The 11,700-nt window shown below is 62.3% G+C and carries 7 protein-coding genes; 4 read left to right on the top strand and 3 right to left on the bottom strand.

The annotated features are described in order from the left end of the window. Positions 1-86 precede the first annotated feature (86 nt). From BUS42_RS40100 to BUS42_RS40090, 3 genes are all read left to right on the top strand, one after another. A complete protein-coding gene (locus BUS42_RS40100) occupies positions 87-1,475 on the top strand; it encodes a metallophosphoesterase family protein (RefSeq protein ID WP_074317254.1) in 1,389 nt (462 codons plus the stop codon). A 51-nt stretch (positions 1,476-1,526) separates the two neighbouring features. Further along, positions 1,527-3,107 (top strand): GMC oxidoreductase, encoded by a 1,581-nt coding sequence (locus BUS42_RS40095; RefSeq protein WP_074317247.1) that lies wholly within the window; start codon positions 1,527-1,529, stop codon positions 3,105-3,107. A gap of 545 nt (positions 3,108-3,652) precedes the next feature. Beyond that, on the top strand, positions 3,653-4,561 hold the full coding sequence (locus BUS42_RS40090; protein WP_074317245.1) for a PP2C family protein-serine/threonine phosphatase: 909 nt from the start codon (positions 3,653-3,655) through the stop codon (positions 4,559-4,561). Positions 4,562-4,638: 77 nt separating this feature from the next. Here the strand turns inward: BUS42_RS40090 and BUS42_RS40085 are convergent, their stop codons facing one another. After that, positions 4,639-5,457: an FkbM family methyltransferase gene (locus BUS42_RS40085; protein WP_074317242.1), complete on the bottom strand. Its 819-nt coding sequence runs from the start codon at positions 5,455-5,457 to the stop codon at positions 4,639-4,641. Between the two features lie 321 nt (positions 5,458-5,778). Here BUS42_RS40085 and BUS42_RS40080 point away from each other — a divergent pair, with 321 nt between their 5' ends. After that, positions 5,779-9,861 (top strand): AsmA-like C-terminal region-containing protein, encoded by a 4,083-nt coding sequence (locus tag BUS42_RS40080; protein WP_074317240.1) that lies wholly within the window; start codon positions 5,779-5,781, stop codon positions 9,859-9,861. A 32-nt stretch (positions 9,862-9,893) separates the two neighbouring features. Here the strand turns inward: BUS42_RS40080 and BUS42_RS40075 are convergent, their stop codons facing one another. After that, positions 9,894-10,517 (bottom strand): hypothetical protein, encoded by a 624-nt coding sequence (locus BUS42_RS40075; protein ID WP_074317238.1) that lies wholly within the window; start codon positions 10,515-10,517, stop codon positions 9,894-9,896. Positions 10,518-10,633: 116 nt separating this feature from the next. Then, positions 10,634-11,473, bottom strand: a complete 840-nt coding sequence (locus tag BUS42_RS40070; RefSeq protein ID WP_074317236.1) for a hypothetical protein — start codon at positions 11,471-11,473, stop codon at positions 10,634-10,636. Between the last annotated feature and the right edge of the window lie 227 nt (positions 11,474-11,700).

Here is an 11,700-nt window from a genome sequence, read left to right as displayed (position 1 = left end):
CGGCCAACATCGGACGTTTCGCTGAAAATCACGGCCCATCCCGCGTGTGAATCGCTCGCTGGTACTCATTACGAACAGGGATCCCCATGCCCAAACACCGCCATATTGTGACTGTCCGCGATCCGCGTGATTCGGTCTGGCAGAGCGTCGTCGAGAGAGTGGCCAAGCGCGAGGCGCAACAAGCGGCCGTCGCGCATCGCGCCGCCACGGCGATGCAGGCGCCCGCTCCATCGGCCCCTTCTGCTCTGCAGGCCCACCTCGACACCATGGTCGAAGCGGCGAACGCTCAGGTTTTCGATCGCGACGAACTGGCGCAGGGGCGAATCCCTGAGTCGTTCGCACTGGCTCCCCAAGGGGCGGCGAGAAGTCTTGGTGGCGTCGCGGCGACTCCCATGGTGAGCGGTCTTGAATCTGCCAAGCGTTGTGCCTCGCTCTCGCTCCAAATCGCCAAGGCCAAGGTGTTCGGAACCGATGGACAGGTCCAGGTGCTTCAGAACGCATTTGATTTTAACGTTTGTGACCCGTTCTGGGTTAAATGTGTTAATGAATATGTGACACATTTTCAATTAAACGGAGATAAGATTCCCTACCGAGCAGGGTTGGACAACCTTCTCCCCACCCCCGTATCCGCCAATGCCACGATCGCGCTGTTTGGCGACTGGGGCACCGGCACGCAAGACGCGCTTGACCTGCTTCAGCAGATCAAAGGCTTCAAGCCCGATATTCTGATGCACCTGGGAGATGTCTACTATTCGGGCACTCAGGACGAGATGCAAGAGCGGTTCCTGGATGTCTGCGAATCCGTGTTTGGCGCGTCGATGCCGACGCGATTTAGCCTGTCCGGAAACCACGACATGTATTCGGGCGGCGAGGGTTACTACTGGCTGGTCGACCAGCTCGATCAGCGAGCCAGCTACTTTGCGATCCAGAATGACGACTGGCTGTTCATCGCGATGGACACCGGCGTGCATGACTTCGACCCGATTCAGGGCGGTTCATCGGCGACCTTCTTGATGTCGAGCGAGGCCAGTTGGGTCAACCAGCTCGTTGCTAACAAGGGGAACAAGAAGGTTGTGTTCCTGTCGCACCATCCCCTCTTCTCAGCGTACGACCCGATCGGCGGCTCGTCGTTGAATCCGGTCCTGTTGAGCCAGATCCAGGACTCGCTCCCCCAAGTTACCGCCTGGTTCTGGGGCCATGAACACCGGCTGGGGGTTTACGACCCCTTCCAGAATCTCCAGCGAGGACGTTGTCTCGGCCATGCGGCGGTCCCGGTCTTCGCGGACGGGACCGGCGATCCACCGAAACTCGCGGGCGTTCCTGTGTTCCACCAGAACGGAAAACCGCTGGACATGGGCGCCGCGGACGGGATCTTCAAACACGGCTTCGCGATCATGACCCTGAACGGACAGAGCGCGAACGTTTCCTATTACCGGCAGGGAGACACCGACCCGCTCTGGCAGGAGTCGTACTGATCCGCATGTCGTTGCTTTGACTACGGCTCGCCTTTCCGGAGAGGGTTTCCCATGGGCTTCGATTTCGATCTGATCGTGATCGGCAGCGGGTTCGGTGGCGCGATCACGGCCTGCCGACTCGCCGAGGCGAATCTCAAGGTGCTGGTCCTCGAGCGCGGCCGGCGCTGGTCCAAGGAAACCTATCCGAGGAAGGCGACCGACTCCTGGTTCTGGGACAACGACGCCCCCGAGCGAGAAAACGGTTGGATCGACATGCGGGTGTTCCCCCAGATGGCGATCGCCCAGGGGGCGGCGGTGGGCGGAGGCTCGCTCATCTACGCCAGCATTTCCGTCGAAGCGCCTCCGCATGCGTTCGACCAGGGCTGGCCGGTCGAGATCAACCATCCGGAGCTCAAGCCCCACTACAACACCGTCGCCCGGTTCATGAACGTCCAGACCATCCCGGTCTCCCAGTGGACTCCGCGCACCCGGCTGATAAAAGAGGCGGCCGAGAAGGCCGGCTACGGCGATCGCTTCAAGCTGATCGAAATGGCCGTCTCGTTCGACCCGGACCTCACTCTCGATCCGGACAACCCCCCGCGGGTCGCGGACAGCAAGACTTTCACCAACGCCCAGGGAGTATCGCAAGGAACGTGCGTTCATCTCGGTAATTGTGATATCGGATGTGAGGTTTATGCCAAGAACACCCTCGACAAGAACTACATCCCCTGGGCTGAAAAACATGGGGCCGACGTTCGCGAATTGCACATCGTCACGAACATCGTTGCGGAAGGCGCTGGCTATCGTGTCTTTTACGACCGGATCGTCTCCGGCCAGCGCGTCTCGGGGCAAGTCACGGGTGCAAAGGTGATTGTGGCGGCCGGCTCGCTCGGTTCGACCGACCTCCTCTTGAATTGTCGGGATCGGACCGGATCGCTCCCCAGGCTGAGCCCGTTCCTGGGTAAAAACTGGAGCAGCAACGGAGACTTCCTGACCCCGGCGATTTACCCGTCGCGGGAGATCGATCCGAGCATCGGTCCCACGATCACCAGCGCGATCGATTTCCTGGACCGAAGCGTCAACAACCAGAGCTTCTGGATCGAGGACGGCGGCTGGCCCAACCTGGTCAACGACGCGTTGCGAACCGGTTCGACGGACGTTCGCAACCTGGTGCTCAAAGGCCTTGTCGAAGGCATTCGCCTCGGTTTGCAACAGGTCGACCCGGCGAAAGGCGTGATGCCCTGGTTCGCCCAGGGCGTCGATGCCGGCAACGGGACGTTCCGGCTCAAGCGCCCTTGGTACTTCTTCGGTCCGAAGAAACTCTACCTCGATTGGGACTCCGCAAAGAGCGAAGCGGCAATCAACACGATCATCGCGATGCACAAGAAACTCTCGACGGTCACGGGCGGGATGCCCTTGGTGCCGCCAATGTGGACGCTCGGCAAGTCGTTGATCACGCCCCACCCCCTCGGCGGCTGCGCCATGGCCAGCGGCCCAGGGCAAGGCGTCGTTGACCACAAATGCGAAGTCTTCGGTTATCCCAACCTCTACGTCTGCGATGGAGCGGTCTTTCCTCGAGCGCTCGGCGTGAATCCCTCCAGAACCATCGGCGCCATCGCGGAACGCACCGCGAAGCTGATTGTCAACCCGTGAGCCCTCCGGTTCTCTCCCGTCAGATTGATGACGGATAATAACAGCGTGTTTGTATGTGTGGTCCTGGTCCGCCCTGCTGGCACGAAAACCGGCGAGGGCGTTCCTCTTCCCCCCCCTGGGGCCGCGGGCATTACGACTGAAAATCTATTAAATTATTTAGATTTTAAATTTTTGTGTTTTGTTGATGTGAATTGGATTTAAGAGCGGGTGGGGCGCCCGGGGTCCCAGGACTGAACTCTGGTTCCAAACGGGAGCTGACAGCCTTGGTGGTGGTGCTGCCGCGGTTGCAGCGCACCACGCGAGCGTGCATCGAGTCCGCGATCTCGTTCCGGGGCCGAGTTTTGCAGGGAGCCGTCTGAATGGGCGGAATCTGCTGATTGTCTGTTTTGGTGGATTAGAAGGATTTAGGGTGAGGCGTTTCGGATCTCGACACGCGGGCTCGCTCGGATTATTCTCGTCTCGAAATCAGATCTGGCCCTGATTTTGCGTGGTAGTTTCTCCAGATCGCCCGCGGTCCCCCTGTTGCGCCAGGAGTGAGGATCCCCATGTCGAGTCTGGAATCTCCTTCCACGCAATCGCTTGAAGTGCCTGGCACTGGGCCTGTCCCCGGTCGGGAATCACCGCAGACGGTCCGGGTCGAGTTTGCCGGGATGACGGACAAGGGGAAGGTGCGGACCAAGAACGAAGACCATTTCATGATCGCGCGGATGGCGAAGTCGATGACGATCTGCGCGACCAGTCTGCCCGATACCGAGGGAACTCGGCTCTCGGAGCTGGAAGGTTACTTGATGATCGTCGCCGATGGCATGGGGGGGGCGGCGGCGGGCGAGCATGCGAGCGCGGTGGCCGTGCAGAGTGTGGAGCGGTACGTCCTGGACACGCTCAAGTGGTTTCTCCACCTTGAGGGTCGGGAAGAGCACGCGCTTTTCACGCAACTCCGTCAGGGGTTGGAGCGTGCCGACCGGGACGTCATCGAGCGTGCCAGCGTCGATCCCCGGTTGCACGGCATGGGCACGACGATGACCATCGCCTACAGCGTGGGGAGCGACCTCTTCATCGTGCATGCAGGTGACTCGCGTGCCTACCTGTTTCACGATGGTGAGCTCGAGCAGTTGACCAACGACCACACCCTCGTGCAGGTCCTGGTTCAAGGGGGGGCGATTACGCCCGAGGATGCCAAGCGGCATCGCAACCGCAACATCGTGACCAACGTGGTCGGTGGGCCTCGCGAAGGGGTGTTCGCCGAGATCCACAAACTCAAGGTGGCCGATGGCGACGTCCTGCTGCTTTGCTCCGACGGGTTGACCGAGCCCGTGGCCGACGAGGCGATCGCCGAGATCCTTGCCGATTCCGAACGTCCCGAAGCGGCCTGCTCACGGCTAATCGACCGGGCGATCGAACGGGGCGGCCCCGATAATGTGACCGCTGTCGTCGTTCGCTATCGCTTGAGTTGAGCGGGCGGGTGGACGGGTCGGCAATGGACTCGGCCCCGGCCCGCCCGAGGCAACGTCAACGGGGGGCTCGGGCGGTCTCAGGCCGCCTTGCGGAGCCGTTCGAGCTTATGCCGGACGCCGTCCCAGTGCCACTGGATCCGATCGCGGATCTGGGACGGGGGCGCAATCCGATGCGCAAAGAACCAGCCGGCGAGGTTGGGGATGTCCGGGTGGGGAACGATCGTCACGTCGAAGCCGGCCTGCGTCAGGAAGAGATCGAGGTCTTCGTGAATGAAGCGATCGTGGCCGTTGACCTTGGCGTGGTCGGGGATCTTGTGGAAAAAGTGATCTTCGCCCGGTCCGTTGTTGTAGTTGTCGCTAAAGTTGTGATACTCACCGATGATGCTATCGATGAGGTGGATTTTTCTTGACGTGAAGAGGATCGTGTATTCCGACCCTTCGCAGTCGAGTTTTACCAGGCGCACTCGCTTGCGACCGTTGCGGGTCACGTTCATGACGATCTCGTCGAAGGCCACCGCATCGACGCCGGTTCCCCCTTGGGCGCCGATGACGTGGCCGGCGGCGTTGTTCTGATCCTCAAGCGAGGAGAAGGTCAACGTCTTGACCGGTTTATCGGAGCGCCAAACTGCCTTGTTCTGAATCAAAACGCGGTCGCCGTAGGAGGAGAGGTTTCTCCGGGCGCAGTCGAAGTTCTTGATGAACGCCTCGAACCCGTAGACGTGTTGGGCTCCTCGCTCGAGCGCGGCATTGCAGAAGCTGCCAATGTGCGTGCCGATGTCGAGGATGATGTCGTCGGGCCGGAACGAGTCGGGCAGTCGGTATTCGTTGCACACGTTGACTGCGTTGAAGACTTCTTCATCGCACGTGTCGGGCCGAAAGGTAAACGAGTGACTCATCAGACCTCCTTGTCTGTCTGAGCGACGATATCGTCCTGGGTATCATGTCGAGATAGGTCGTGCAAACTATAGAGGGTTTGCGGGATTCCAGGAAGGTCAAGTTTGCGGCCACGATTCCGTTACCGTTTCTCCCTGGTCCTCCGGTTTCTCGAGGACTCGTTGCTCCCCTGCCCCCCTTTGTGCAGGTTAATTCGCCGATTCCACACGGAAGTTGGTTCCCAACATTGCTATTGGCCGTTGGGCGGTAAGAGTTTTGCATCGTGAGACATGGGCGGATTGTCGATTGATTGGCCCACCCGCGAATCCAGAGGGACCCCGTCGATGCCAATCTCAACCAAGGTCTGGAAAACGCTCGGGGGCGGGTTGGTCGTGGCCCTCTTTGCGTTCGTCGTGGTTCGGAGCTGGGTGGTCCCCGCCTTGATCGTCCGCGCGATTCAAGGACAATTCGAAGGCAGGGCCACGATTCGCGACTGGTGGCTCAATGGCCAATCGGCGGGGGTGATCGGCCTCGCCGTCCACGAACAGTCCTCCGCCGATTCCGCCCTGTTCGCCTCGGTCGAACGGGTGTCGACCGACCTCTCGCTCTGGCGGTTGCTCCGCGGCCATTTTTTTCCGGCTCGGATCGTGCTCCAGCGGCCCGCGATCACGCTCCGGGTCGATGACGCCGGCCAGTTTCTCAACTTGCCCGGGTTGAAGGGGATCGAGGGTCAGGCGCTTCGACTCCCGACGATTTCGGTCAAGGACGCGCGGGTCGTGTTCCATCGCGCGGGGACTCCGGACGTTGACGACATGGTCGTCTCCGGAGTGGCCGCCCAGCTCGAGCCTGATGCCAGCGGACGCGTCCTGGCGCTTACCGGACGCACCCATGACCCGACCTGGGGCCAATGGACCGCGTCGGGAGCGATCGCGCCGGGCGATCGCTGCGGTGACGTGCTTCTGAAAGGGGCCCGGGTCGAGGCCGATCCGAAGATGTTGGCGCGCGTGCCGTTCATTCCTTCGGAAATCTGGACCCACGTCGTCCCCCGCGGGCCGGTCAACCTGGAGGTTCGCCTCGACTGGACCACCGACCGAACCCCGGAGTTGCAGGTGAACACCGAGGTCACCTTGCTCGGTACCTCGGCGCGGTTTCCGACCTTGGAGCTGGCGGCGGCCCAGACCACCGGCAGGTTGCGGGTCGACGGCGCCCTCGTCCGGGTCGACCGGGTTCAGGGGCAGACGCTCGGAGGGCAGGTTGACGGCGGCGGCACGCTGGATTTTGGTCGCTCTCCCCCTCAAATTCATCTCAACCTCGAACTGAGGAAGATCAAGGTCGAGGAAACGCCCAAACTCTGGCAACTGGATCAGTCCGGGATTACCGGACTGCTGACCGGGAAGGTCGCGCTTCATGCGGTGCTGAACCCATCGGGAATCGACCTCTCGGGTTCGACCGGCGAAGCCAACGTGGAGCACGCGAGCATCCGTGGGATCCCCGTCAAATTGCTTCGCTTGGCGATGCGGGCCCACGGCACCGAACTGGAATACGACACCAAGGCGCCCGGTGAAACGCGAGTGGAGCGGCTCTTCCGAGGGCTGTCAGCGTCGCTTTTCACGCGTCCCGCGCTCGGTTTGAAGTCGATCGGGGGGGCACTTGTCGCCCAGGGGCTGGTTGCAGTTCAGGCGCCGACGGACCCTGAGAAGCCGGCGTCCCCGACCGAAGAACCACGCAAGTTCGCGGTGCAATTACCCAAGACGATCTCGACCGAGATCGAGTTGGAAGATGTGGATGTGGCTGAATTAATCGCCAAAGCTCAGTTCGTCACGGCCTTCCCGTTTCCGATCCCGATCACCGGGAAGCTGAGCCTGAAGGCCAAGGCGACCCTTCCGCTCGGTCAGCTTAGCGACATTAAACAGTATCTTTTTCATGGTGATGTGACTCTGAAGGAGGCCTCGGTCTTCAAGGTCGACTTCACGCTTCTGACCGCCCGCCTTGCGCTTGAGAACGGAATTCTCGATCTGAAGGAGCTGCGCGGTGTCCTGGTCGCTCGGCCCGACGGAGGCCCTGACAATCCGCCAAGGGAGTCGGCGCCGCTCGTTCCGGCGCAAGGGCCGTTGCCCCCCGGCGGATTCCGCGGCAACCTTCGCGCGGAAATTGCGCCTCCGGGTGGATTTTCAGCACGGTTCGAGGGGAACCAGCTTCCGTTGTGCGAGCTCTCCGCGCCCTTTTTTCCCCGGCCGACGCCGCTCGGCGGACTCGCCTCAATGAATGTCGAGGCGAAGAGCGACCTCGCCAAGGCCGGCGATCCCGCCGCTTGGACCGCTTTGGGCAACGCCGAGAGCGTTCAGATCAGATACCGAGGCGCGACCCTCGACCGGGTCGCGCTCCAGTTCCAGTTGAAGGAGGGCCGCCTCGATCTTCCGAGCCTGACGGCTCAGATGGCCGGACACCCCTTGACCGTCAAGGGGGAGCTCGACTTGCGGCCACCGCTCAAGTATCAGGCCACGTTGAATGTCGAAGATTGGGACCTGGCGTCGATCGCCAGTTGGGTGCCGAACGCGCCCCAGCCTTCGCCGGTGACTGGCACGCTGAGCGCCCAGGCCGAGGCGGAGGGGACAATGTCCCCCTGGACGATCACGACGGACGGCAAGGGCCGGATCGGTCACTTCCAGGCGGGGCCGGTGCCGCTCGGTGACGTCCCGTTTCGCTGGATGACCGATCACGCCGCGGTCTTGATCTCGGACGTCGAGGCGCGGCCGTTCGGCGGGCGGCTCTCGGCCGAGGCGACCATCCCGGTGGCCGGCGGTGGGGCGGCCGAGGGGAATCTTACGTTTCGCGAGATCGATACCGCTCAACTGAGCGCCTCGATACCCGGGCAGGGGCTCAAGCTCACCGGACGCGCTGAGGGCAGCGTGGCTTTCGTCGTTCCCGCCAACGCGAAGAGCATCGAAGCCAAGGTGCGGATTGCGTCCCCCGACCTGACCTTTCAGGGGATCCCGGCCGAGCAGGTCCACGCTTCGATCCGCACCGATCAAGGCGTTTTGAAATACGAGGTGACCGCCGACAGCCTGGGAGGGAAACTCAAGGCGTTGGGCGAAGTCCCCCTGAGCTCCGCTCCGCCGCCGCCTTTGGGGCAAGCCTCCGACGGCGAGTTCCGCTTCGTCGGGTTCTCGCTCGATCGAATCTGGAAGGCGTTCCAGATCACGGGCAGCCCCGCGCTCCTCTCCGGTCAAGGGGCGATCGACGCCAACCTCCGTGGGGTCCTGGAGGGGGTCGCGAAGGGCGTCTGGTTGCACGGATTCCTCGACCTTGACGACCTCAAATGGGACCGAAAGGAGCCGGTGGGCCGGCTGCGAGGGGTGGTCGCGAAGACGCCGACGACCTGGCGTGTCGAACCATTGAACGGTGAGTTGATGGGAGGGCTGGCCAGTGGCCTTTTCTGGGGAACGACCCCGGCCCAAGGAAATCCCGAGGTCGGTTTCAACCTGAGAATCGAACGGGCGGCCCTCAAGCGGATGTTGGTCGTTGCTCCGATGCTGGCCGGCCAGATCAGTGGACTCGGGACGCTCCAGTGCTCGGGTCGGTTTGACCAAGAGCTCCGCGCCAATGTGGGGCTCACCGTCGATCAGGCCCAATTTGCCGGGCTGCCGATCCGTGAGTTCCAAGCGCCGGTCGTTGTCGTCTTCAGTCCGGCGAGTGGAGCCGGCACGGTCCAGATTCGCCCGAGCTTTGCTCGGGTCGCGGGGGGGCAGGTCCGTGGCGACGGCTCGTTCCGGGTCGGTACGGATCGCTCGTTTCAGGGGCAGGTCCAGCTCACCGGCGTCGACCTCCACACGCTCAACCGGCTCGGCTCCGACTCGAACCGGCTGGCAACCGGCCGGATCTCAGGGCAGATTTCCCTGTCCGGGACCGACCTGAATTTGCCCGAGCGTTATCGAGGTAAGGTGAATCTTGATCTCGACGACGCTGCCCTTTTTTCGATTCCCGTCTTCCGCGAGGTTGAGCGGTTTCTCGGGTCCGCGCGTGGCGGCCTGTTCGAGGACGGTGACCTGGTGGGCACGATCGCCAATCGGCAACTGATCATCGAGTCGTTCGCCCTGGAGGGACGGCTCGTGCAGTTGCATATCACGGGGACGGTTGGTTTCGACACTCAGTTAAATCTGGAAGTGTTGGTGAATACCAACAAGATCATCCCCGAGACGGGCCTGGTCCTGGTCTCACGGATCCCCGGTCTGAGCAACGTGCTGGGACGGAGCGAGCAGGCGATCGCCCGGATTGGGAGCTATCTTTCCAACCGGCTCTTGAAGCTACGCGTGACCGGCACGCTCAAGAACCCGTCGGTCGCCGTTGATGCGTCGATCCTCGTGGCCGAGACCGCCGTCACGTTCTTCGCGGGGGTGCTCAAGCTGCCGCTCGGGGTCTTGCGATGATCGACGGATCATCGATCATCGCCCCGCTTCGGTCATTTCACCAGTCGGCCCTGATTCGGGGCCTTGGGATGTCCGTGGGCCGTCATTTTCACGTGCTTACGCGAGGGGAAATCTTGGAGCGGGCCGGGCCCTCGGTCATCCAAGCTCCGAGGGACCTGGACGGCGATTTGCTTGGCCGCCCAGCCGTCGATGTCACGCGCCGCGACGTTGATATAATAACGGCGACCGGCGATAAATTGCTCGGCACGCCGGGCTTGGAGGTGGAAGGTGACGGAGAAGGTGAACTTGCCGCCCCCCTGGTCTTCGAGCGTGAGCGGCCCGGAAGGCTCGTCGCGGCGGTATTCGTCGGTCACCTGGAAGGTCGCCCGCTTCGGGCCGCCGAGTTCCTCGAAGACCTGCTTGTTATTGACGACCGTGAACTCGCGGGCGGTGCCGGTGACGGTCACCGGCACATAACGGTCGTTCGGCGGCCAGAGGGTCGAGGGAACGACCGTGGCGTCGACGCTGAAGTACTGAAGAATGCGGTCTTCCAGCGCCGTCAGCTCGGGCGCGGCCCGGCGCCGCGTTTTCGGTTGCGGAGGTCGGCATCCTTGAGGCAACAGGCGGGAGACGACGCGGGACGTCGCCTCCAGGCAGTGTCGCAGAGTGGGGTGCATCCTGGCCCCTCGTCTGAAGGCTCTTCGGTTCAATTCGATTCCGTTCCCACAGACTTCCCTCGCTCGAAATCCATTTCGACCGAGGGAGTGGGAATAAAAAACGGCCCCGATTGAGATCAACGACGCTTGACCGCCGGGTCCGCCGGAACATTGTCGACCAGCGTTGGCCGACCAGTGAAGGCCCCGGCACGTCGGGTCTGGATCACCACATCACGGAAACGTTCGCGCGTGTCGACTTGGATCTGATCCTGCTTCATCGTGACCTGACACGCCCAGTTGGGGTACATTCCGACCAGGCGTCCCATCAGTGACACGAACCAACCCGCCTCGCGGACCTGGTCTTCGAGCAGCTTTTCGATCAGCGGGCGAATCGTGCGGGCGACCGCTTTCCACCCTTTGGAATCGACCTTGACGTAAGCTTCGACGTCGTGCTGGACCCAGTGCTCGCCGTTGACTTCGCGATAATAGCCCGAGTGCACGATCAGCACAATCCGAGCCTGAAGGTGGGCCGCACCCCGCGGACTGGTATAGTCGAGGTTGCACAAGAGCACGTGAAGCTTGGGGGAGCGGTGGACGAACTCCCAGGACGCTTTCGCCCCGTTGCCGTCATTCCCCTGGTAGCGATTCGGACCGATCTGCTGAAGCTGGACCGGTGAGGTGCTCAGGTCTTGCCAGAGAGCCAGCGTCAGCGCAGGCTCGTTGAGTAGACTCAGGTAGATCCGTGGGTTGCACGGAAACGTTTCGGGCGCGCCCTTGCGATGGAACGTATGGTCGCGGATGACCTCCGACACGTTCTCGCGGAACTCTGGCGCGATCTGGTCGATCGGGACGACTTGCGCCGGATCCGGCTTCGAGGTGCCGGCCCAGGCGGGGGACCCGTTCCAGATCCCGGCCGCCAACGCTGCCAGCGCGATCGTCCAGGTCGCCAGCCTTCGGCGATCCACGGGGGAATTCATGGCAACTCCGTTGAGGCAAAAGCCGCGGAACGCCAGGGGAGCTGTCGGGGTCTCCTCCCCCGTAGCCCTCGCGTTCACCTTGCTTATTAATCGGTCGAACCGGCCTGAGACCTGATCGAGCTTCCCCCGATTGCGGCAATTTTCGGGGTTGTTGGGAAGCAAGGGGTTTTAGGCAGCTTGATTGTCCTGCCTGGAAGGCTTGAGTAAATGATCTTGCCGGATCTCGG

Origin of the sequence: Singulisphaera sp. GP187, assembly GCF_900129635.1 — a bacterium.
Taxonomy (GTDB): Bacteria; Planctomycetota; Planctomycetia; order Isosphaerales; family Isosphaeraceae; genus Singulisphaera.
This window is presented reverse-complemented; position numbering and strand designations above follow the sequence as displayed.